The 23,017-nt window shown below is 51.4% G+C and carries 21 protein-coding genes and 3 pseudogenes; 10 read left to right on the forward strand and 14 right to left on the reverse strand.

What is annotated here, in order from left to right; translation table 11 throughout:
* Window positions 1-297: 297 nt before the first annotated feature.
* On the forward strand, window positions 298-600 hold the full coding sequence (locus AAIE03_RS00610; RefSeq protein WP_014605073.1) for a hypothetical protein: 303 nt from the start codon (window positions 298-300) through the stop codon (window positions 598-600).
* Between the two features lie 88 nt (window positions 601-688).
* Here AAIE03_RS00610 and AAIE03_RS00615 read toward each other — a convergent pair whose 3' ends face one another.
* Window positions 689-838, reverse strand: a complete 150-nt coding sequence (locus tag AAIE03_RS00615; RefSeq protein ID WP_019104797.1) for a hypothetical protein — start codon at window positions 836-838, stop codon at window positions 689-691.
* A 149-nt stretch (window positions 839-987) separates the two neighbouring features.
* Between AAIE03_RS00615 and AAIE03_RS00620 the strand changes: the two genes are divergently transcribed.
* From AAIE03_RS00620 to AAIE03_RS00630, 3 genes are read left to right on the forward strand one after another with little or no spacing between them, the layout of a single operon-like run.
* The gene (locus tag AAIE03_RS00620) at window positions 988-1,431 is read left to right on the forward strand and encodes an STM2901 family protein (protein WP_491652915.1); all 444 of its coding nucleotides are present in this window, start codon (window positions 988-990) and stop codon (window positions 1,429-1,431) included.
* Window positions 1,432-1,435: 4 nt separating this feature from the next.
* Complete coding sequence (locus tag AAIE03_RS00625) at window positions 1,436-1,750, forward strand: DUF1493 family protein (RefSeq protein WP_019104795.1); 315 nt, start codon at window positions 1,436-1,438, stop codon at window positions 1,748-1,750.
* Between the two features lie 35 nt (window positions 1,751-1,785).
* Entirely contained in the window at window positions 1,786-2,298 is a 513-nt protein-coding gene (locus tag AAIE03_RS00630; protein WP_498562695.1) for a GNAT family N-acetyltransferase, read from the forward strand.
* Window positions 2,299-2,371: 73 nt separating this feature from the next.
* Here AAIE03_RS00630 and AAIE03_RS00635 read toward each other — a convergent pair.
* The 3 genes and pseudogenes from AAIE03_RS00635 to AAIE03_RS00645 all read right to left on the reverse strand — a co-directional run.
* Window positions 2,372-3,103, reverse strand: a pseudogene (locus AAIE03_RS00635) (TIGR03747 family integrating conjugative element membrane protein); the annotation flags it as partial.
* A 128-nt stretch (window positions 3,104-3,231) separates the two neighbouring features.
* On the reverse strand, window positions 3,232-4,506 hold the full coding sequence (locus AAIE03_RS00640; RefSeq protein ID WP_019104792.1) for an MFS transporter: 1,275 nt from the start codon (window positions 4,504-4,506) through the stop codon (window positions 3,232-3,234).
* The gene (locus tag AAIE03_RS00645) at window positions 4,503-5,924 is read right to left on the reverse strand and encodes a M20 family metallopeptidase (RefSeq protein WP_019104791.1); all 1,422 of its coding nucleotides are present in this window, start codon (window positions 5,922-5,924) and stop codon (window positions 4,503-4,505) included. The genes AAIE03_RS00640 and AAIE03_RS00645 overlap by 4 nt, the downstream gene beginning before the upstream one ends.
* A gap of 147 nt (window positions 5,925-6,071) precedes the next feature.
* On the opposite strand from AAIE03_RS00645, the gene AAIE03_RS00650 reads away from it, so the two are divergent.
* Both AAIE03_RS00650 and AAIE03_RS00655 read left to right on the forward strand, forming a co-directional pair.
* Entirely contained in the window at window positions 6,072-6,980 is a 909-nt protein-coding gene (locus tag AAIE03_RS00650; RefSeq protein ID WP_019104790.1) for a LysR family transcriptional regulator, read from the forward strand.
* A gap of 465 nt (window positions 6,981-7,445) precedes the next feature.
* The gene (locus tag AAIE03_RS00655; protein ID WP_019104789.1) at window positions 7,446-7,808 is read left to right on the forward strand and encodes a hypothetical protein; all 363 of its coding nucleotides are present in this window, start codon (window positions 7,446-7,448) and stop codon (window positions 7,806-7,808) included.
* A gap of 303 nt (window positions 7,809-8,111) precedes the next feature.
* On the opposite strand, the pseudogene AAIE03_RS00660 reads toward AAIE03_RS00655, so the two are convergent.
* A pseudogene (locus tag AAIE03_RS00660) lies at window positions 8,112-8,774 on the reverse strand (MFS transporter); the annotation flags it as partial.
* Between the two features lie 363 nt (window positions 8,775-9,137).
* On the opposite strand from AAIE03_RS00660, the gene AAIE03_RS00665 reads away from it, so the two are divergent.
* Complete coding sequence (locus AAIE03_RS00665; RefSeq protein WP_498562696.1) at window positions 9,138-9,959, forward strand: TIM barrel protein; 822 nt, start codon at window positions 9,138-9,140, stop codon at window positions 9,957-9,959.
* A gap of 218 nt (window positions 9,960-10,177) precedes the next feature.
* On the opposite strand, the pseudogene AAIE03_RS00670 reads toward AAIE03_RS00665, so the two are convergent.
* The 6 genes and pseudogenes from AAIE03_RS00670 to AAIE03_RS00695 all read right to left on the reverse strand — a co-directional run bounded on the left by AAIE03_RS00670 (window position 10,178) and on the right by AAIE03_RS00695 (window position 17,079).
* Window positions 10,178-11,385: pseudogene (locus tag AAIE03_RS00670) on the reverse strand (aldose 1-epimerase family protein).
* A 296-nt stretch (window positions 11,386-11,681) separates the two neighbouring features.
* The gene (locus AAIE03_RS00675; RefSeq protein ID WP_498562697.1) at window positions 11,682-12,455 is read right to left on the reverse strand and encodes a DUF1868 domain-containing protein; all 774 of its coding nucleotides are present in this window, start codon (window positions 12,453-12,455) and stop codon (window positions 11,682-11,684) included.
* A gap of 431 nt (window positions 12,456-12,886) precedes the next feature.
* Window positions 12,887-14,173: a methyl-accepting chemotaxis protein gene (locus tag AAIE03_RS00680; RefSeq protein ID WP_014605089.1), complete on the reverse strand. Its 1,287-nt coding sequence runs from the start codon at window positions 14,171-14,173 to the stop codon at window positions 12,887-12,889.
* A 139-nt stretch (window positions 14,174-14,312) separates the two neighbouring features.
* Window positions 14,313-14,588: a hypothetical protein gene (locus tag AAIE03_RS00685; protein WP_235193334.1), complete on the reverse strand. Its 276-nt coding sequence runs from the start codon at window positions 14,586-14,588 to the stop codon at window positions 14,313-14,315.
* Between the two features lie 513 nt (window positions 14,589-15,101).
* Window positions 15,102-16,388, reverse strand: a complete 1,287-nt coding sequence (locus AAIE03_RS00690; RefSeq protein WP_019104783.1) for a methyl-accepting chemotaxis protein — start codon at window positions 16,386-16,388, stop codon at window positions 15,102-15,104.
* 295 nt (window positions 16,389-16,683) lie between these two features.
* Window positions 16,684-17,079 (reverse strand): acyl-CoA thioesterase, encoded by a 396-nt coding sequence (locus AAIE03_RS00695; protein ID WP_019104782.1) that lies wholly within the window; start codon window positions 17,077-17,079, stop codon window positions 16,684-16,686.
* A gap of 1 nt (window position 17,080) precedes the next feature.
* Here AAIE03_RS00695 and AAIE03_RS00700 point away from each other — a divergent pair, with 1 nt between their 5' ends.
* A complete protein-coding gene (locus tag AAIE03_RS00700) occupies window positions 17,081-17,137 on the forward strand; it encodes a hypothetical protein (protein ID WP_353938860.1) in 57 nt (18 codons plus the stop codon).
* 128 nt (window positions 17,138-17,265) lie between these two features.
* Here the strand turns inward: AAIE03_RS00700 and AAIE03_RS00705 are convergent, their stop codons facing one another.
* The 3 genes from AAIE03_RS00705 to AAIE03_RS00715 all read right to left on the reverse strand — a co-directional run bounded on the left by AAIE03_RS00705 (window position 17,266) and on the right by AAIE03_RS00715 (window position 20,284).
* Window positions 17,266-18,849 (reverse strand): methyl-accepting chemotaxis protein, encoded by a 1,584-nt coding sequence (locus AAIE03_RS00705; RefSeq protein WP_072138288.1) that lies wholly within the window; start codon window positions 18,847-18,849, stop codon window positions 17,266-17,268.
* Between the two features lie 417 nt (window positions 18,850-19,266).
* Window positions 19,267-19,929: a YfdX family protein gene (locus AAIE03_RS00710; protein ID WP_013027130.1), complete on the reverse strand. Its 663-nt coding sequence runs from the start codon at window positions 19,927-19,929 to the stop codon at window positions 19,267-19,269.
* Between the two features lie 112 nt (window positions 19,930-20,041).
* Window positions 20,042-20,284 carry a hypothetical protein gene (locus tag AAIE03_RS00715; RefSeq protein WP_014605094.1) on the reverse strand — a complete coding sequence of 81 codons (243 nt, stop codon included), beginning with the start codon at window positions 20,282-20,284 and terminating at the stop codon, window positions 20,042-20,044.
* Window positions 20,285-20,724: 440 nt separating this feature from the next.
* On the opposite strand from AAIE03_RS00715, the gene AAIE03_RS00720 reads away from it, so the two are divergent.
* The gene (locus AAIE03_RS00720) at window positions 20,725-21,684 is read left to right on the forward strand and encodes a sensor domain-containing diguanylate cyclase (protein ID WP_019104780.1); all 960 of its coding nucleotides are present in this window, start codon (window positions 20,725-20,727) and stop codon (window positions 21,682-21,684) included.
* 135 nt (window positions 21,685-21,819) lie between these two features.
* Window positions 21,820-22,638 (forward strand): alpha/beta fold hydrolase, encoded by an 819-nt coding sequence (locus tag AAIE03_RS00725; RefSeq protein WP_014605095.1) that lies wholly within the window; start codon window positions 21,820-21,822, stop codon window positions 22,636-22,638.
* Window positions 22,639-23,017: the final 379 nt, after the last annotated feature.

Genomic DNA, 23,017 nt, shown 5'->3' on the forward strand with positions numbered 1-23,017 from the left:
GCACCACAAATTTGAAACCCTCGCTTCGGCGGGGGTTTTTGCGTTTGGGGGCTTTAACGCTGTGATGTTGTTGGGGTAAGGTTGATTTACGCGATCGTAATGTTCTGGTTTACGGTTTCGATGGTCGGCATTTTCACTATGTGATGCTGAAAGCCTATGGGCGGGGATGGCACAGAGGCGCATTTTCGTCATTGCCTTGCACAACATGCAGCTTCGCCGTGTGCGAGCTGATGAGATACCGCAGAAGCGAATTATTCCCTAGATAACCAAACAGGTCAAACAGCAACAGGAAGCTGTATGATGAAACGTACATTATTTTTAGGCATCTTATATCCTGCGTTGGCATTCTCATACACTCCCGGTTTTATGACACCCGAAGTGGAATGCCTCAATGACAATACGATTCCTTTCATAAGCACAAAAATTCCACCAAAAAAAAACGTCGACGACGCATACATAAAATGCAAGCCAGAACTGGATGCCTGGTCAAAATCTCGTGAAATGCTTCCTAAAGAAATCAGAGAAAGGCAATATAAAGAGTTTCATGATTTCTATATAAGAATGATCGAGAAAAGACGGGCATACGACGCTAAGAAATAGTGTAAATTGCTCAAAAAGAATCGCCGCGGATAATCTAGATACTTTCGAGTCGTTGATAATATTGGTTTTCATATTCTTTCGGTGGCATCTAATAGCTCGAACCATGCCGATACTTACTGTTATAAAACATGTTGATGTAATCAAAAATATCGCTGCAGCTAATGAAGTCGGTAAACATCTGAATACGCCGGGTGCACCGGGCGATGGATTCTTTCTCATTGTCGATGCGGACGCTCATGCATGTTTCCATAGAAAAAAGGGTAACACGCCTCGTAAGGGAAATGATCTTCCCTCTCGGATGAGAAAAGCAGATTATTTCTGGCGAAAACCGCTTCAGTTGGGCGATGATTAATTAAACAATGCATTCACATTTGGATCTGAGGATACATGGACACGACCGAACAGTTGGGCGGAAAGTATTACTTTGACGGCATGAGTGTGGATAAAGAAGAGTTGCTGATGTGGCTGATTCTTGACGAATTCACTAAAACCTTCAGCGGCATAACGGATATTCTGGCCGTTGCCTCAATGCTGGCCAGCCTGCCATTTATTCCTGTCTCAAGAAAACTGGATGCGAACACGGCCACGACCGGCACCAGTCCTCTCTCGATGGTAATGCGCAAACTCATCAAAAAACGATTCGCTAAACGCCGCCGAACGCTGACGCTCAGTAGTATGATGCGGGGCAAATGGGCCTACACGACAAGTGTGGGCGCCTACATTGGACGCTGGGTGCCGTGGGTAGGTGCCGTTATTACTGCCCGTGACATCTACATCATTACGAATAACGTCATACATCGCTATCGACTGATAACGGGTGAAAAGGACTAAGCTCATGGAAACTTCAGTTCAGGTCAGAAACCTGCTTAAAAAATACTTCTGGGAAATGGCAGATGATGTCTCACTGAGCACAGGGAATCAGATGGTACTCCCTGAAGAGGTCGCTGATTTCATCGAAGAATATGCAGAGAAGTTTGGCGTCGACATGACCCATTTTGAGTTCAGGGAATACTTTCCTAACGAGGGCATACGCTTTCTGCCTAATGCAATCCTGCCTAAATTCATGCGTACCGACCATCATGAACCTGCGCCTCTGACCGTCAGAATGCTGATTGAGTCTGCTGAAGCCGGACGCTGGCTTTTCCCCTGAACGACACGATGACATTTATAGTCCGGGATAAATGAATGACATTAATTCTGCGCGAAGCAAAACAGTGTGATGTTTCGCTCCTGAGTGAGCTGGGTGTCAGTACATACACCCATCATTTTAAGCAGTACTGGATCCACAGCGAGGAACTGGAGGAGTTCCTTAATCAGGAGTATTCGCCACAGGTCATCGAAAGCAGCCTTGCTGACCCTTCAGCAGACTGGTATGTGGTCGAGACTTCGGCTCCGATCGGATTTGTGAAAGTCATATGGCAATGCAATATTCCGGGAACATCTTTACAGGGTACTCTTCTGAAAAAACTCTATCTTTTAGAAGGCACAACCGGGAAAAACTACGGTCAACTCATATTTGGTGAAGTGGCTAAGATGGCGAAAGAAAGAGGGAGTAACTTTCTGTGGCTTGAGGTTCTTAAAGAAAATACCCGTGCGCGTAGATTTTATGAAAGACAGGGTATGACATTTATCAGGGATAATATCTATAACACCGCTACTCAGTATGTAACGGTGCATATTCTGGGCATGAACCTCTGAATCCTCTTTTTAGCCAAAAAACAGGCCTGCAGCAGCGCAGGCCCTCCGGGCACATCCCCCGCAAGCACACACATCACAGATACTTTTTGAACGACGCCGTCACAACAGCCAGTACGCCACCAACCAGCAGCGCAGAGGGCAGCAAAAAAAGATTTGGCCAGACTGCTGTCGGCCATGCCAGATACAGCATGCAGGGCCCGTAAAGCGCAGGCTTAACGAAGCGTTTGGCATGGTGATAGACAAAACTTGATTCGTAGCCTGCTCCGTAGCGACGCAGGCCACGCCTGACCAGTCCTTCAACGATGCCTGTGATGATGATCAGCCCGAACAGCGGGATGCTGAGAAACAGGATCATCACGCGAATAAAGAAAATCAGCGTCACCCAGAGCGTGGCCTGCAGGTACTCTCCCAGCCTGCTGATGAGGGATGCGCCGAAGCCGTCCAGGGACGGAATGAGGCCGCTCCCTTTCCTGCTCGTTTCCCTGAAAGAGGCAAGCCAGTGACTGAATCCGCTGTCCACAAACAGCCAGTGCCAGGCGGCCTGAACCCAGCGGGTGATTGTGTCCACCGGCGTGGCCATCAGCAGGCTTAGGGTATACCCCGAAGACAGCCAGTGGCTTTCCGTCAGCATCACCTGATAGCTGTGTGCAGCGCCCTCATCGGGCCACAGGAATCTGATGCAGGCGTACTCCACGCCCAGGCTGACGAACAGCGAACCAATCAGGATACCAATGAGCCTTAGCGGCAGATTCCATAACAGCAACTTAAAAGGGCCTGGAGGTCTGCGCTTAGCGGGGGATGCTCTGCCGGGTGTTCCCTCGTCATTCTGGGGCTTTAATGCCTACCGGGACACCAATGTTGCCATCCTCAATCTCTTGAACGTTAACGCGGTAATAAAATCCGTCAGGTGCACAACCCTGTGCACCTGTGCTCTCACGTCACCCGCTTCTGGCTTCGCAGCAGCGCCAGGCCGCTCAGCACCGACATCGCCATCAGGTAATAGCCGGGAGCCAGGCTGGTGCCGGTGGCGGTGATCAACAGCGTGCAGAACAGCGGCGCAAATCCGCCAAATACCGTCACCGCCACGTTATAGCTGATCGCCATGCCGCTGGCACGCGTGGCCATCGGAAACAGATCGGCCATGACCGAGGGTACCGTGGAGAAGTAAATCGACTTGAGCAACGCCATCCAGCAGACCAGCACGATCAGCGTGGTGGGCGTGGTGTGATTCACCACCAGCTTAAAGGCAGGGTAGATGGTGACAATCAGTAAAATCAGCGATCCCCACATCAGCGGAACCCGGCCCACGCGCTCTGCCCACAGGCCCATAATCGGCGTCACCACGGTCAGAATAACCCCCGCCAGCAAGGTGGCGGTAAAGGCCACAGAGCCGGGCAGGTGGAGATTGCGGGTGGCGTAGGTCGGCACATAGTTGAGCATGTAGTTAACCGCCGTAGAGATAACCATCAGGCCAATCGCCAGCAGCATCAGCTCTTTCTGGCGGCCAAACAGGCGCTTAAGCGGGGCGACCTCGGGCTGCCGGGTGGCGAAGCTGGCAGGTTCATGTACGTGGCGACGAATATAGATCCCCAGCGGGCCGATCAGCAGACCAAAGGCAAAAGGAATGCGCCAGCCCCAGTCCTGGATCTCGCTTTCCGTCAGGATTTTCGTTAATCCCAGACCAAAGGCCGATGCCATCAGGGTACTTGCCCCTTGCGTGGCGAACTGCCAGCTGGCGATAAAGGCTTTGCGCTCGGGAAAATGCTCGACCAGAAACGCCGTCGAGCTACCAAATTCGCCACCGGCAGAGAAGCCTTGTATCAGACGTGCCAGCAGAATCAACAAGGGCGCAGCCAGACCAATGTGTTCGTAGCCCGGCATAAACGTAATGATGGCACCGCCCAGCATCATCAGATTGATGGAGAGCAGTAGCGCTTTTTTACGCCCGTGGCGATCGGCATAGTTACCCAACACAATCGCGCCCAGCGGACGGATCAGGAAGGAGACACCGAAACTGCCGAAGGTCAGCAGCATAGAAACGGACGGATCGCTGGTCGGGAAAAACGCATGGGCAATATAGCTGGCAAAAAAGCCGTAAACCGCAATATCAAACCACTCCAGCGCGTTACCGATGCAGGTGGCGAAAAGGGTTTTATGCAGGCTGGGTTTATTCGCGTGCAGCGGTGCAGCGGTGTTGAGCGTGCTCATGCGGCACCTCCGGCATGTTGACGATGCTTCGCCACCAGTTCGCGGCCTTGCTCGCCTAAGTCCCATAACAGTCGGGTCATGATTTGCAGACCTTCACGCGCAATCGACTTCAGCATATGTTCGTTCACGCCGTGTTGGCCGCAGGCGGGATAGGAGTGCGGCACCCACAATGTGGGCAGGCCGAGGATGTCGGAAAACACCTCGTTGGGCAGTGAACCGCCCAGGTTGGGCAGCAGAGCCGGTTTCTTGCCGCTGGTTTCGGCGATGCTGGCCAGCACCCAGTCGACCAGCGGATCGGTGGGATCAAGGCGGGTTGCCGGCGATCCGCGCAGGAACTCGACCTTCACATAGCCAAAGCCGTGCTGCGACAGATGTTCGCTGACGTGCTGCGCCAGCTTTTCCCAGTCGGTGCCCACCACAAAGCGCAGCTGACAGACCGCCGTTGCCTCACCTGGAATGGCGTTCATCGGGCGCGCAGGATTGCCGGTCAGGAAGGCCAGCACTTCCAGAGTGTTCCAGCCGTACAGGCGTTCCGTTGGCGTTAATGCCGGTTCGCCCCAGTTCGGATCGATCTCGGGATCGCCCGGCATCCCGCCAACGTTGATCTGGCTGAGAATGTCACGTACCTGCGGCGTCAGTGAGTCAGGCTTCAGTGCTTCCACCTGAAGTACGCCCTCTGCGTTAACCAGCGCGGCAATGGCGTTGGCCAGCTGCGTGCCGGGATTGCTCAGCAAACCGCCCCAGTTGCCAGAGTGATAGGCGTTGTCACGGGCCGTCACCGTCAGGCGGAAATTCACGGCACCGCGCGATCCCAGAAACAGGGTAGGTTGCACCGCATTCAGGCGCGGGCCATCCGAGGCGATAAACAGATCGGCTTTCAGCAGATCGCCGTGCTGCCGGCACAGCTGCGCCAGGCCGGGTGAGCTGATCTCTTCGCCCATCTCAAACAGCAGCTTACAGTTGAAGCCCAGACGTCCGCCGCGTGCGAGAAACACCTGTTCCAGCGCGGCCAGATTTACGCAGTGCTGACCTTTGTTATCTGCGCTGCCACGGGCGTACCAGCGATCGCCCTCTTCAACAAGCTGCCAGGGCATTAATCCTTCACGCCAGTTTTCATCATCGCCGAACACCACATCGCCATGGCCGTAACTCAGCAGCGTAGGGAGCGCAGGATCTTCGATGCGCACCGCCACCAGAAAAGGACGATGGGCCGCTTCGGCGTTTTCGATGAAGTGGAGGGTGAAACCCAACACACTTAGCTGTGGGCCGATTTCGTCGTGTAAATAGTGGTGTAATTCACTGTCGCGATCCTGGCGCTGGCTCTCGGTTCGCTGCGAAACGCGGCGCGCCAGAACCCGCTGAAATTCCCCACTGTCGAACCAGGCGGTGGCCTGGTCTACCGCTTGTTGGGCTGTCATGTTTGCTCGTCTTTTATTCGTATTATGGTTTTCCCATCATTTCCGAAACGCTGCTTTGCCACAATTATCAATTTATCGAGTAAGATTTGCTTTTAAAGCAAAGCTGCCTGCCCGTTTTCGAGGCATGCACCAGCAAAAGGCGTTCGCATGATCAGTAATGAAATCCGCTATTTTCTTGCCGTCGCCAATGCCGGATCGCTCAGTGCGGCAAGCGAGCAGCTGTTTATTGCGGTATCGGCGATCAGTCGTCAAATTCAGCGGCTGGAGGCGCAGGTGGGCGTGCCGCTGTTTGATCGCCACGCGCGCGGCATGGTGCTGAATGAAGCCGGGGAAATTTTTGCCCATCACGTGCGCAAAAATATGCTGGATATGGAATACGCGCTGGCGGAAATCAAAGGGCTGAAAGCAGTACGCCGCACCCTGATTCGGCTGGTCTGTACCGATGGCCTGGCCTTCACGTTGCTGCCCCGCATGATCGCCGCATTTCGGGAGAATAATCCCGGCATCCTTTTTGAGATCAAGGTCGCCAGCCCACAGGGCGTATCAGAACTGATACGTAATGGCGACTGCGACCTGGCGCTGCAGTTCAGCCTGCACGCTGAGCACGGGGTTGAGATCCTCGGTTCCTGGCCTGCGCCGGTGCTGTTAGTCATGCATCAGGGTCATCCACTGGCCAGCGCGCCGCAGGTAACGCTCAGCGATATCAGCCACTATCCACTGGCACTGCCGCAGCAAAACACCACGGTACGACAGCTGTTCGAGCTGGCAAGCCATATGAGCGGCAATCTGATTGAACCGGTCGTGACCTGCGACAATTTCTCAACCCTGTTCCAGTTCCTGCTGCATACGCCATTAGCCGTCACCATTTGCAGTGCGTTCAGCGTGATACAGGAAGCCGAAGCGCACGGACTGGTTTTGCGATCCGTCGGCATCGATCAATTAAGCCAGCGCAATCTGCAGTTGCAGGTGCCCTCCGGCCGGCCCCGTAGCGCCGCGCTGGAGGTATTTTTAGCGTTTGCGCGGCAGCAACTCACCGAACTGGATGCGGTGATATAGCCTTGATATGGCTGATTCTGAGACGTTGCGTTCAGTCGTCATCTTCCCAACGACAGCGCAGGGTTACTTTTAACGTCCTGCTTTCGGCGTTTCTGCACACCGACAGCCACGATCCTGAGCACCTGACCGTGACAGGGCGCATGGATGATCGAAGATCGCGGCGCAAATCCGTTTAGATTTCTTCCTTCATCAGCCTTTGATCTCGCCAACGGGCTTAGTGTTCCGGATAAAGTCTGCTTTTTTTCGGACTCCACCTTATCGCTTTTCCTCTTTGTCTTATCCCCAGCAATACAGCGTTGTGGAGTAGTGTAAAGGACGTAAAAGGCTGTAAACAGGCGCGTTTTTTACCTGTGACACGCTTATCATTCCTGCTATGCGTTACTGTCACTCTGACGGTCATATGCCGATATAACAGAGAGCGGTGCACATATTGACCTGAACATTCATCTGCAAAGGAGAACCACCATGGATTCTTTCTTTCCTGAGGATGTCATTGATACCCTCAGTAAAACGTTCTGGCAGCGCGTCAGTGCGATGAAAGGGCTTATCGAACGTCACCAGAGTTTTCGCCTGCTGTGGTTTGGCGAGGCGCTGAAGCGTAACCGTAACTGGAAGGGCATCACTGCCGAACAGGCCGTTAATCGGGCGATTAGCGAAAGTCATGGGCTGCCGCTGTCCGACGTTAAAAAAATGACGATTGCCCAGAAGTGGGTGGCGCTGGTGCCGGTGAGAAAAGCGCTTTATTCCCGCCCGGATGGCAAAGCGTTTCAGTGGCAGGTGGAAAAGAAACTGGACGAGCTTGATCGTCCTTGTCGCTTTTCGGCCTAACGGCTTTCCCCTCAATGAGTCCGTAGGGGGAACACCGATGCTTAGCTCAGCGCCTGACTGTAATTAATAACGCCCCGGATATCAGCCTGTCTCTGTATCCGGGGCGGTTATACTGCATGACGGCTCAGATGGTGGCGCAAAAGGTGATCAATCTTCGTCATGCCCCGCGCAGCGTTGAGATGACGGTTTAGTGAATGGAACGCGATCATCCACGGGGCATCGTCAGATAATATTGAGCACTATCATCCCTTAAACGTCCTCATTACGGCACAGGCGATTACCAACTCTTAAGCGCCTGTGCCGTTAGCGGCTTTTTGAAACGAAAACGGCATGGTTGGCCGTATGGCGATTTTCATCATCAAGCCAGCCCTTAAGATCATGCTCGATCTGCTCCAGGCTTCTGTTACGGGTTTCCGGCACGCATTTGATGCCAAAAATGGCACCAAAGAGTCCAATGGCGGCGAAAATAAAGAACGTACTTGCCAGACCAACCCAGGCAAGAAGAAGAGGGAAGAAAAGAGAGATCAGGAAGTTCCCTATCCACATGGCGAATACGGCACCGCCCATAAAGATGCCACGCAGTCGCGTCGGAAATATCTCTGACAATAACAACCATGTCACGGTTGATAAGGCACCCTGCTGGAAACTGAGAAACATCAGCATGCCCGCCAGTACCCTATAAGCCCGTAGCGCATCTGGCTGACCATTAACCGTTTCAGGCAGCAGATAGCTCACCATACCGATAAAGATTAGGCAGGCGGTGCAACCAAACTGTCCCGTCATCACCATGGTTCGGCGACCCACTTTACCCAGCATCCAGATCCCAGCGAACGTCATCAAGACGGACACCACGCCATTGGCGATGGTGGCAAAAAGCGCGGCGTTATCCGACATACCGACTGACTTCAACACGGTGGGGGCATAATACATAATGGTGTTAACGCCGGTTAGCTGCTGGATGGCTGCTCTCCACTAATAACCTAACCCGCGATAATCAGGTACTGGCCTGACACTGGTAAAAGATTCACACCTGACTGTCGCAGTCCTCGCAGGGTGCTTAAGGGCATTTAAATGAAATTTCCATTTCATCAGGGATGCATTTTTTCACGTGAACCTGCCGATTCTTGTCAGGAAAAGAATAATGAACAGTTAATTGTTAATTAAGAGAAATGGTGGGTTTTATTCTTTATTTTCTGGGTTATTTAACCGGGCGTTAACGTATTTGCGAGTGTCATCAAAGAACTTTATTTTCCCTTTAACATAAAATGAAATAAATATTTTCATTATCCCATTGGGTTCGCTTGATGTTACCGGGTTCAGGAGAGTCGCATGACCATCGCCGCAGAACGTTTTTGTATTAACAGAAAGATCGCCCCCTCGCTGAGCATTGAAGCCTTCTTCAGGCTGGTGAACGGTTTAGGGTTGAATAAGGTGGAACTTCGTAACGACTTGCCCAGCGGTAACGTGATGGACAACCTGAGTGCTGCCCAGGTTTGCGCACTGGCTGAACGCTATGGCATTGACATTATTACCATAAATGCCGTTTATCCCTTCAATCAGAGTACGGAACAGGTTCGCCAACTGACCGAATCCTTGCTGGCCGATGCGAAAGCGGTGGGGGCGCGTTCGCTGGTGCTTTGTCCCCTGAACGACGGCTCGTCGGTTGCGCCAGAGGTGACATTAAACGCACTGCGCGATTTGGCACCGCTGTTCGCGACCTATGGAATAACCGGACTGGTTGAGCCACTCGGCTTCCCACAAAGCTCGCTGCGTTCGGCAGCGCAGGCGCAGAAGCTTATTCGCGATGCCCATGTTCCCTTTAAATTATTAATCGACACCTTCCATCATCATCTCTATCCCGATGCTGACGCCGAATTCAGTCAGGTGGATATCGCCCAAATTGGTCTGGTTCACCTGTCGGGCGTGGAGGACAAACGTCCGCGTGAAAGCCTGACAGATGCCGAGCGCATAATGTTAACGCCGGAAGATCGCCTGTTCACCTGTCGCCAGGTTAAACAGCTTGAAGAACGAGGCTATAAAGGCATTTATGCCTTTGAACCTTTTGCGCCAGAACTGGCGGACTGGGATGAGAACAAGATTCAGCATGAAATTAAAAACAGCATCCAACTAATTCAACATTCCTTGAAGTAAAGCACCTCGCCTGTGAGATTTAACCCGCTGATTTATCGATGATATCTCATGCATCTTCGGTTCGCAGAAACAGCATTATGAGGAACAGCCAACAGGGCGTAGAAGTAAACGCGCCCAGGCTTCGTTGATGCACTTACGGGCAATTATGCCCGTAAGTGTGATTCATCATCTGTCCACTCTGAGAGACGACAAAACTCCCGGCAGAGAGGCAGGATGTTTTACTCTGTCGCTATCGGCGTAGCATTTTCGTCAATCTTCGTATCGCCCTGAATCGCCTGGATGCGTTTTCCACCGCATTCACCTGCTCGCTGTTATGCAGCAAGGTATAGGTCAGATCGAAGGTTGCACTCGCGCCCGGTGCCAGCTGTTTCACGCGCTTCTGTTCACGTTCAATGGTCACCGGATAGGCATAGTTGGTGCCGGGCTCAATCCCGGTGACATAGCCTTGTTTCAGCGTATCGGTATTTTTCCACAGGGTCAGCAGCGGCAGCTGTTGAGTATCAAACTGGATAGAGGCACCTTTGTTTCCGGCTTTATTCACTACGGCGGCGAGGGTCTGATGATCCTTGTCAGACAGCGGCTTGATGTTAAACACCATTTCATCGAAGTCTTTTGTCGGGCCTTGATAAGTTTGCCAGTTTTTCAAACCGGCTTTGGCATAGTCATTAAACGGACTGATTTGCGACATCGGGGCGAGAAACCGTGCGCCTTCTTCCAGAATTGGCGTGCTGAAGTTGCTGTGATAGATAATCTCGTAATCGTGTGGGTAATCGGAATGGTTGGTCAGCACGTCATGCAGGCTGAACTGATTGCTGCCCGGCACATAGCGCAATTCCGTCCACGTCTGGAGATCGGCTTTCTTGAAGGTGCTCTCTTTGATCAAACCGCGGATGCGGATTTCGTGCGGGGCCGCATCCGCCACCTCGACTTCAAGCTGTGAGACCGGCGTGTTACCAGCTTTGCCGTGCAGCGTATAGATGCGGCCTTTGTCGTTAACAGGATGGCCTGTCCATTCATAGCCGCAGCGCACCATCATCTCGTTGAACCCTTCCAGCCAGCCCAGGCCATTGCGACTTTCAAGGTTGATAAAAGCGGGATTCACCACCTCTTTAACCGGTGAATCCCAGCCCAGTCGGGTGCCAAAGCCTTCCACGCGGAGCAGGTTCATTCCCCGGGTGGGAACGAGCGTGATGGTCAGGCCATCCTGACTACGAATCTCCAGGATCTTACTGCCTTCCTGCTTACCGCCGTGCAACACTTTCTGCTTAATGCTGAACGGCTTGCCCTGGAATTTCAGCTCGCTGCTGTTAACCTGCCAGTTTCCTTTGTCTGTGCCTTGTTCAGCACTCGTCAGCACCCAGGTTTTGGCAGACGCAGAACCAGAAATCATCACGGCTAATACCGTCAGTGCGAGTTTTGTCTTCATCATTTACCCCTTTAGCTGAATCGTTTTTTCAATCATCAGAGGAATTTACTGATTCGGACGTAACGGAAACGTGATTTTACTCACCTGCTGGAAAATGAGGAAGGATTAAGCGTGTTAGTGGGATGTTGCTCACATTTAAAATGCTTTTTAATGGTGTTAAGTCATCTTTTTATCGGCAGTATTCAAAAATCTGTAAACGATTCAGCGACGATGGATAGGTAAGGCTTTTTTCGTAAAACCAGGATGTATAAGGGAAGCGCGAAGAAAGGGCCTCGCGCATTTCCCGCAGGGCAGATTCACGACAGGTAAAACTGGCGCTTAAAAGCAAACATATCATTCAGCAGGCAGTACTCGGGATTGCCGAGCGTGATAACCGGCGCGCGTTGGGCAATCATGGTCTTCCAGTTTGCCAGTGAATGTCGCCAGGCGGCATCTTCGTCGTCGGTTAACGGCGCAACCTGATATCCCAGCGTAATATGAAACTGGTAACGATCGTGGCCCGGCTCGTGAATGCCGGTGACTTCAGACAGGCGATCGCGCAACTGGCGCAAGCGCTTCTCCGTATCTGCATCAGCCGTTAACAGGCGCAGTGTTAACGGGGTTTCATGCGCAGAGGGCGCCTCCGGATTAACGCGCATGCGGTATGGCGCGGCATCTTCAACCAGCTTAAACGACCGCAGGCGCTCAGCCAGGATCCGATCGCACTCTTTCATAGGCATATCAAGAGCCAACCCAGCAGGCCACAGGGGATAGCGTCTTTCCTTGTCGTTGGCACCGCCGAAAACGGTCATATGATAACTGGAGGGAGGCAGCGCGGTGACCTTTCGTGACCAGCTTTCACCGGGTAACTCACGATAGACATCAAGCAGGGCATCGAAGGGTTCCGAGCCTTCACCTTGCTGCGGCAGATGGCAAATAATCGTGTTTCCCCTAAACGGCACAACCCGGCCGTCCGCGGCAAACTTACGGCCCACGTCGTTAGGGCGGTGTTCCACACCGATAGCGCGGGCGGCGGCCATACCGCCCAGAGTGGCAATCGTACCTTTCAACAGCATTCTACGTGTTGTCATCGTCCTACCTCAGTATTGAGCAGATTCCGGCAAAATCATTAATGGGTTCCTCGCCTGTGCGATCTTGCACGGGCATGTAGAGAGGACGTCTTCTCTGTCTGGCCGGGATGTCACAGGCCAGCAGAAGCCTGATGCAATGATGAGGAGGCGATAACACACCTACGCGGGAGCACAGATCCCGGCATCATCGTGCTGATTAATCGAGGGGACGCGCATCTCAATCGGCCATCCTGGCGAATGTCTGTGACTAAAAGATGAAGGGAGAGTGTAAAGTCCAGAAGAGGAACCGCGCGCCGGCGTTCTCGGCCGGGTTGGGTGCATTCAGCCTGCGGGGCGCAACCTAATCGGCGGTGCGCAGCGGATCGCATTTGTCCTGTTAGCCAGGGCAAGAAGAAGCCAGCGTATTCAGCGCTGGCATGACTTTTCCACGCCTATACATTGAGCCGATGAATAACCGTCACGAATTCATTCACCCCGCGATTAATCTCCTGAAAACTGCGCGAGAGGTTGCTGATTTTGTCATTCTCGGCGGTAAGAAAGCGTTTAATTTCTTCAAGTTGCTGGGTCATGTTTTCAATAAGGGTGGTATTTTCTTCCACCACTCTGGTGATTTTAAGCGTCGCCTGCGATGTTGAGGCCGCCAGTCGCCGGACCTCCTCGGCCACCACGGCAAATCCACGCCCCGCTTCGCCTGCACGTGCCGCCTCAATCGCGGCGTTTAACGCCAGAATATTGGTTTGCCCGGCGATGGCGTTGATCGTCGAGACGATTTCTTTAATATCCATCGAAGAATGATTGAGCTTATCGCCAATTTCTGCTGCCGCACTGACCTGTGACGACATCGATTCCGCATTACGGATGGTTTCACCCAGTACATCATTCGCATTAAAGGTGATCTGAGACGTCTCTTCCGACGTTGTGACAGCAATGTCAGCAACCCGTTTAGCATTCTCAACACGTTCGGTAATATCAGATGCCAGTTTGATGACCTTATAAACGTGCTCAGCATCATCTTTTATAGGGTTGTAGCTGGCTTCCAGCCAGACGCGTTTGCCTGAGGCGGTGACCCGCTCAAAACGTCCAGTAAAAGCCCGGCCTTGCTGGATCTTTTGCCAAAAATCAGGGTGCTCTTTATAAAATTCATCATAGCAAAACATACGATGATGTTTGCCCTTGAGGCCATCAAGCGGGTAGCCCATTAATTTCAGAAAATTGTTATTGGCATCAACAACCTCACCCTGCGGGGTGAACTCGATCATGGCCATAGAGTTATTTAGGGCGGTGATAATGGCTTCTTTATGCTTCAACGCTTCATGTTTGTTAGTAATGTCGTTGGCGATTTTGATGACTTTTTTTACCGCGCCGTGACGATCCTTCACAGGAAAATACGTCGCGCTTAAATACAGCCGGCTGTGATTTTTGCGAAAGCGCTCAAAAATGCCGCTAAAGGAGTGACCGGCGCCCAGGGTTTGCCAGAAATGCGCGTAGTCGCTGGAGCGCACGACGTTATCATCGCAGAACAGGCGATGGTGCTGACCCGCAATCTCGTTGAGCGTGTAACCCGTCAGTTCAAGAAAAGGCTCGTTTGCCGTAATGATGCTGCCGTCAGGCGTAAATTCAATCCAGCCAATGTTGGCTTTGATCGCCTGCGTGTTGGTCTGATCATCTGCGGACCCCCATGAAGCGCTACCGGGCATAAAACGTGTCAGGGCAAACATAACGCTCTCCATCTTTTTCAGATAAAAGGGACAAACGATTTGGGCCTGTGTCGGGGAATTTGCTGCCTGTGAAAAGTAAAGCGTCCGGCGCGGGTCGTCTTAGATTATCGGCACTGATGGATTCATATTTAGAAATAGATTAAAAAAAGTGATGTTTATCACAGTGGCAGGCAAAGCGATCCAGTGCGGTATAAGCACGCGGACTTTCTTGCCTGGCGTGCAGCCCGAAGATGAGAAGGTGGCGTAAAATACGCGAGCAGCAGTAACTTAGCGGGTTCTCTCGCCATGTTTGCTGTTCCGACTGAAAAAACGGCAGGGGCAGCGGACGGCCTGTCTCAGGACGGAAGCCATTAGAAATTGCCAGCCCACCGGCGGAATTGTTAATCATAACTTGTTGAATGATGACAAAAAACATTGGGGACATTTTTGTTATCCAAATGAATCGGGGGATGATTCGATTGACAGGCGTTCGTTCAGCTGGACTGATTTCACTTCGGGCAACCCAGCTGCGTTTTTATCATCGGCTTAAGCGAAGGCGCTCTGCGTAAGACAACGAAATACCTGAGGAGCGCAGCGCAAGGTAATGGCGTCCGCACCCCTTTCTCAGACCGACAGCAAAAGATACCGGCGATAGCGCAATCCCCAGTACCGGCCTCTGCCGTGCTGACGCGCAGGCGGTGAAATTAAAATACTGGCACGTAGAGGGCGGGTAGTGGCAGGGGCTGACGAGCCAAACAATCACGCGCCAGCGGGTGAGCCTCTGCCGGGCTGACGCGCAGGCGACGAGAATAAAATACAGGCGCGTAGAGGGCGGATAGTGGCAGGGACTGACGAGCCAAACAATCACGCGCCAGCGGGTGGGGCGCTGCCGTGGCGATGACATCTCAGGCGGTGTCGCCAATGTCAGCCTGCAACATCGCCTGTGCCGTCACACATTCAGTCGATGGATCACCGTAACGCATTCGTTCACACCGCTGAAAATTTCCTGAATACTGTCTGAGAGATGAATCATCTTGTCGTTTTCCGTCGTGAGAAAACTGTTGATGCCATCAAGTTGCTGATGCATGTCGCCGATAAGACTGGCATTTTCTTCAACCACCTTACTGATTTTCTGCGTTGCCTGAGAGGTGGAGGCGGCAAGACGTCTGACTTCTTCCGCGACTACCGCAAACCCACGCCCCGCTTCGCCCGCGCGTGCGGCCTCAATGGCGGCGTTCAGCGCCAGAATATTGGTTTGTCCGGCAATGTTGTGAATCGTGGAGACAATCTCTTTGATGTCTTTGGCCGAATAATTCAGTTTGTCACTGATCTCCGCAGCGGCTGTTACCTGAGAGGCCATGGATTCTGCATTTCGCACCGTTTGGCTCAGAACCTCATTGGTATTCGCGGTGAGATGCGACGTTTTTTCAGAGGTATTCATGGCGATATCCGCAACCTCCTGCGCCGTGACGACACGTTGGGTGATATCAGAAGCCAGCTTAATCACTTTATAAATGTGCCCCGCAGCATCTTTAACCGGGTTGTAGTTGGCCTCAAGCCAGACACGTTTTCCTGATGCCGTTACCCTTTCAAAACGCCCGGTGAACGCGCGTCCATGTTGAATTTTCTGCCAAAAATCAGGGTTTTCTTTGTAAAAGGTATCAAAACAGAATATACGGTGGTGTTTACCCTGAATCGCCGCAAGATCGTATTCCATCAGCGTCAGAAAGTTTTTATTGGCGTTGAGGATCTCGCCCTGCGGGGTAAATTCGATCATCGCCATGGAGTTGTTCAACGCAGTAATAATCGCTTCTTTATGCGTCAGCTCTTCGTGCCGGTCAGTGATGTCATTGGCGATTTTGATGATTTTCTTCACGGTGCCGTGTTTGTCTTTCACGGGGAAATAGTTGGCGCTTAAGTAGAGCAGACTTTTATTTTTTCTGTAGCGTTCAAAGATGCCGCTGAAAGACTGGCCTGATGCCAGGGTTGCCCAGAATTCGGCATATTCACGAGAGCGCACAAAGTCTGGCTTACAGAACATACGATGATGCTGGCCGGTAATTTCACTGAGCTGGTAGCCCGTGACCGCCAGAAAGACCGGGTTGGCCGTAAGAATGATGCCCTCGGGCGTAAATTCAATCCAGCCGCTACAGGCTTTGATCGCCTGTACGTTACTCCGATCGTCGGAGACATTCAGCGGGGTTTTGCCCGGTTTAAAACGCGTAAAGGAAAACATAGCACTCTCCATTTATAGCCGTAAAAAGGTCAAAGAGTTGACCACGTAGTGGAGAGACAGCGACCTGTTTACAGGGAGGTCGATCGGCTCGGGTCCACTAACGTTATCGGCATCGCGCGTGTCATATTTAGGTCACATTACGAACACAATTAAAGTCTGGTGAGGTGCATCACGCTATTCACAAAGGGCATGCGGGGGCGTCAACAATGCGCATGCCCTTCAGCGTAGGTTCCGCTCTCAACACTGTCAGTGTCGGGGAGCAGATGGTGCTGCAATGAAGCGGCCTGAAGCCGCGTTATGACGGGTTATCCGGTATTGCACTGCGCAAAAATTCAGGGATGGCAGGGCGACCGTTTTCCAGACAGGTGCCGGTGAAAACCGCCTCGGCATAAACGACATTATTCACCAGAATTTGTTGGATGAAGTTAACGCGGTTGCGTTTTTCATTGGCCGCCAGTGTACAGGTCACCTGCATCTCATCACCTTTCTTCAGGCTCTTTTTGAAGCGCAGGGTGTACTCCAGCAGCATATGAATACGACCCGCGGTAAACTCTTCTTCGAGATCGACACCAAGGTGCTCTTTCATAAAAGCGTGACGTGTCCATTCCATATAAAACGGATAGTAGAGTCCGTCCACCACGCCCTGAAAATCGATGTGCTTTTCGTCAACCTGATACGTTTTCGTAAACATAATAGCGCCAGTAGTGAGTGAGGTTATGCTCACTTTAGTGATCATTGGCGCTTTGTGAAATGCTTTTTATTGGGCATGCGCGGGGACCGCGTACGGTGATATATCATGCTGTAACATGGCCGGGCCAGCGAGGCGCTGGCCCGGGTGAGGCGATAAAACGCGGTTATCGGAAAAAAAGCGCGTCAGTTATCGGAAAGCCGGCGTCGCGAGAGTGCCGCTTCTTTCGGTGCGGAAAATAGACACTGCGTTGCGCAGCATCACGGTTTGTTCCAGCATGCCCTGCGCGGCGGAGGAAACCTGCTGAACGAGCGCGGCGTTCTGCTGGGTAACCTGATCCATCTGGCTAACGGCAATGCTGACCTGACCGATACCATTGCTCTGCTCATCCGATGCGATGGTGATTTCGCCCATAATGGTCGTTACGCCCTGCACCGATTTCACGATCTCCTCCATCGTATTACCGGCTTCTCTTGCCAGGCCTGAGCCTTTCGCCACATGCTCGACCGACTGTGTGATCAAATCTTTGATCTCTTTGGCCGCGGTTGAACTGCGTAAGGCCAACGAACGCACCTCACCGGCGACGACCGCAAATCCGCGTCCACCTTCGCCCGCTCTTGCGGCTTCAACGGCGGCGTTAAGTGCCAGGATATTGGTCTGGAATGCAATGCCTTCAATGACTGAAATGATTTCGGCAACTTTGCCCGAGCTTTCTGAAATAGAGCGCATGGTTTCCACCACCTGCTTCACGACATCCCCGCCCTGGATCGCCACATGTGATGTAGTGTCGGCCTGAGTATTCGCGTGACGTGCGTTGTCAGTATTCTGACGAACGGTGGCGGTAAGTTCTTCCATGCTGGCAGCCGTTTGTTCAAGCGCGGCAGCCTGCTCTTCTGTGCGCTGAGCCAGATCGATATTGCCCTGCGCGATTTCGTTGGCTGAATTGTTGATCAGCTCCGCAGACGACTGAATGCCGCTGACGATGGTGACCAACTGCTGACGCATAGCTTCAAGCGACGCCATCAGGCTGCCCTGGCCTTTAAGCGGAACAGCAATGTCCACGGTCAGGTTACCCTGCGCAATCATTCCGGCAATATCGGCCGCCGCTTTTGGCTCGCCGCCCAGTGCGCGGATAATGCTGCGCGTAATAATCGTACCCAGAATAATCGAAAGCAGAATCGTAATAATACCGGCCAGGCTCAGCGTCATTTTGGTGGCAAAGGCCAGGCTGTTCACCTCTTCAGAGCGTTTAGCTAACAGCGTGGCTTCCGCGTTGTTGAATTCAGCGGCAAGGGCGCGATAGCGATCCATAAATGCCTTATCGCGGCCCTCCTGAAAGAAATGCGTCAGCGTTTCCAGCGGTTGTTTGCCGCTGTTTACATCCCTGCGCAAGGCGATCAGTTGATCGTCCACAGCCTGAACACTGTTATGCAGTTCAAGCAGCGAGGTCAGCCTTTGCTGCTGCTCGGCATTATCCGCCGTCATGCTGCGAAGCTGATTGTATTTCTGATCGAAAGCGGTTTTACCAGCGTTAAACGGTGCCAGGAAATTGTCATTGCCTGAAACAACAAACCCACGCACGCCCGTCTCCATATTCACCATATCGGTCAGCATACTGTCGCTGACGCTCATGACCTGATAACTGTGGATGTTCCAGGTGTTGGCCTGACGCAGTTTAAGAAAATTGGCGATCGACAAGCTGCTGCCAATCAGCGAAACAATAACGATGATGCCGAACGCGAAGGCGATTTTACGGCCGGTTGTGATTTTCATGTTTTTCCCCGATAAGTGATCTTATTATTTTTGTGATAAAAGCCATTACATTTCGTTTATCGGCAAAGAAGAGTGGCAGTTTATAACCGCACCTCCTTTTTTTATAAAACCTGTCCTTAAGGTTAGCCGCAGATAATTACCTGGGTTATCTATAGAAAGGATACGATGCCGTGGGGATAACATAACCGTATGTTACGAGCAGTAACGTGACTTTTAGCCGTTCCATAAGCACGTGACAAAACAGCTTAATAAAGAGAAAGCAATTTCGCTTTGCGGAGGTGAAGGGATTCAAAACGCTGATGCAGAAAAAAACATGAAGAAAGTTGCTAATGGATATGTATAAAAAATGTCGCTTTCATTCGAAATAATGAAAGCGACAGAGCAGTTAAATAACGTCGTTTTTATTAACTGCGATGATTAGCCTTTACTCCCTGTCTGCGCATGAGCGCCCGTTTGGGTGTGGTGCATCGTTGGGCTCACAGGAAGCTCAGAATAGGTTTGAGTATCATAAATTACCCCTTCTTCAGCGGATTTAAGCAACATACCTGCCTGATAGTATTTGTCCTGTTTCATCATGGCGAGTGCGCTGGAAACATCGTTTTCAGTCTGCTGCAACGGCATCAGTTCCTGCGTTTCGGTAACGGCAACGCCTGCCAGTTTCAGCGCATCAAGCGCGCCCTGTTTATCACCCGCTTTGATATGCTGGTTGGCCTGATCGATAGCATCATTTTTCTGTTTCGAAAACTGATAATCTTCTGAAACGGAGACGTCGGAACCGATACGAATATAGTTATCGCCATTCATAGGAGCTTTCTTGTCGTAGCGAATATATTTGGTCCAGTCCACGCTATTATCTTTCAGGTAGGTTTCTGCCTGGGTGGCCAGCGCTTTTGCCTGTTGCGTCTGACCGTTAAATAACGCGTTGCGAGAAAGCTGAATATCATTCATCGCCTGGGCCGCCTGCGCGGATACGACTTCGTTATTTAACGTGTGGCTGTCTTTAAAAGATTCAGCGGCAGCGGCTCCGCCAGTAAACACTAATACGGCTACAATCATTGAGCTAACAATCATCTTTTTCATGATATTAATCCTCTGTATGTATGCATCCGAAAGGTGCTAACGTCTTTAATTACATAAAGCGTGCCTTATTACGGGTAATAAATCTTTCCGGAAAAATCATAGACAGTGATTGTCAGATGAATATCGCCGTCTGGGTTTTGCTACTGTGGAAATGATTATCCAGAACAGCATTACTGACACAGAAACGATCGGGAGCTGTGCTGTCTGAGGCGTAATCTTTTACAGGGCAGTTGCTGCCGCGCAGTTGGGTAAAAAACATATCGCCTGAAAAGCATGCTTCGGTAAGGTGTACATCCTGCTGTGACGGGTTTTCACACTGGCTGCCGTGAAAAGAAAGGGTCATTAACCGGGCCATAATTTATCTCCTTGATGTCGTGCTGACGTCTTTAATTAACACCCGAAAGATATTTAAGTGTGATTATGAGTTTGCAGAAAAATGTCATCGTTACATTTGTCATCTTTATTTTTCATTAAAAGTCATTGAGTTAGATTAATGAGTTTGTAACAGGTCCTCCGTTCTTTAAGAAACCTGAGTTTTCTATAGAAGAAAACGTACAGGCTGACATCAGGTTGAATTTTCATCATCCTCTTAACGGGAAAATAAGGCGGGTAACGACAGAGGAAACACACTGTCTTTTTCCCCTTAAGATTTTGTCGTGTGCTGGCCCGCTGGCCGTTAAGCGTGGGAAATCCTGTGTGTGCGGATTTTATCCGCGTCTCGTCTTCTTTTGAGTAGGCTGCTTTACACAACGTCTGGCACTGGCAAAATAGTCATTTCCCTTTCCAGTAATCGCTATGTCTGAAGAAGCTCTGCGGCAGCAAATCGCGAATTTAAAAAAGCACAATGCGCGATTAAAGCGTATTGCGCACGATGCCCGTAATAAATTAAGCGCCGCACTGGACGGAACAGGACTGTGCTTGTGGCAGCTGGATATTCCCAGCGGCAAACTGGTCATTTTTAACCGACGCTGGGGATCGATGCTGGGTTTTCAGCCCAAAGAAGTCGGTGCGCATTTCGACGTATGGAAATCCTGCCTGCATCCGGACGATGCCAGCGACGTATTGAAGGCTTTCTACGATCATATTAACGGAAAGGCACCTTTCTATGAGGCGTTGCACCGCATGGTGGGCAAAACGGGCAAGATCACCTGGGTACTGGATCGCGGTCGGGTCAGCGAATGGGACGAGCAGGGAAGGCCCTCCAAAGTAACGGGCACCCATATTGATATGACCAAAGAGAAACAGTACGAAGAGCAGCTGGCGACGCTGGCGATGCATGATCCTCTTACGCAGTTAACTAACCGCCATGCATTACTCACCCATTTTCGCGATATGAAAACGGAAGCCGTGTTTTGCATTGCCTTTATTGATTTAGATAATTTCAAACACGTCAACGATACGCTGGGGCATCGCAGCGGCGACGATGTTCTGATTCAGCTCAGCCAGCGCTTTATCGCCGCCTGTCCGTCTAATGTCATTATTGGCCGACTGGGCGGAGATGAATTTGTTTTGTTGATCCCTTTCGCCTTGTCCCATCCGCTCACAGATAAACTCACACAAGCCTGTCTTAACGCTGCCCTCCAGCCCTTCGAACTGGCTAACGGTACAGCGTCCATTGGCGCTTCGATTGGTGTGGTTCAGGTTAACAGCCCCGAGAACTTTGACAGCGCGCTCGCCCGGGCCGATGAGGCCATGTACAGCATCAAAAAAAATGGCAAATGTGGCGTCGCCCTGTCACACGGGGAAGGCTTATAAGGACGCTTCCCGCGACTGGAACATTTTTCGCCCTCTGCCAGGCTTATGTGGTATCACCATTCTGCCAGCGCTGTCGCGGCAACATGAGCGGCGGAGGCCTGAGGCGTAATGACTTCCACCTGGAGCGAGGCACGCATGAGTCTGTTTAAAAGCAAAGATGGATATAATCTCTATTACAAAGACTGGGGTAAAGGTCAGCCAGTATTGTTTAGTCATGGCTGGCCGTTGGATGCGGACATGTGGGACAGTCAGCTCAATTTTCTTGCAGAACGCGGCTACCGCGCCATCGCCTTTGACCGACGTGGCTTTGGGCGTTCCGATCAGCCCTGGGACGGTTACGATTACGACACCTTTGCTGACGACATTCATTGCCTGATTGAACATCTGCAACTCAGAGACGTGACCCTGATTGGCTTCTCAATGGGCGGCGGGGATGTGTCACGCTACATCGGCAAATACGGGACAGATAAGGTTAAAAAGCTGGTGCTGCTGGGGGCGGTAACGCCGATTTTTGGCCAGACTGACGATCATCCCGAAGGCGTCGAGAAATCGGTCTTTGACGGCATTAAACAGGGATTGTTGAAAGATCGCGCGCAGTTTATCAACGAGTTTGCTGCGCCGTTTTATGGCACCAATGCCGGTCAGCAGGTTTCAGAAGGCGTGCTCACGCAGACCTTAAACATCGCTTTACTGGCATCGCTTAAAGCAACGCTGGACTGTGTTACCGCGTTTGCCGAAACAGATTTCCGCGCAGATCTGGGGAAAGTGGATGTGCCAGCCTTAATTATTCACGGCAGTCATGACCAGATAGTGCCTTTTGAAGCCACGGGCAAGCTGGCACATGCGCTGATACCGGGTTCGGAACTTAAGATCTATGACAATGGCCCACATGGTTTTGCCGTCACGCATCAGGACCAACTCAATCAGGATTTACTGACGTTTTTACAACAGTAACGGAACAGAATAATCTGAAAGCAACGCCCGTCAGGGCGTTTTTTTTTATTCCTCAACGCTTCGCTTATTTAAAACACCTTTTTTACCTTCTTCTCTTTTATTTTTAATGACCATTTTACTAATTGATGCTTTTTTGATTATTTAATGATCTGCTTTTAACAGAAACATCGATAATTAACGAATTTACCGCTTCGCTTATTTTCAGATGATGGAAGTGTGATGTTGTTGAATTTGCTTTATCAGGTGTGGTTAAAAAGAACATTTATTGATCAGATTGACGACGTTCCGAGATGCTGATCCGATTTACCGCTTCGCTTATAAAGAAAAACGGGGTGGACTTTTTAATGAATCGATCGATTAATAGGGGCAGGAAGAGTGG

The sequence above is a fragment of the Pantoea sp. Ae19-2 genome (genome assembly GCF_059801205.1).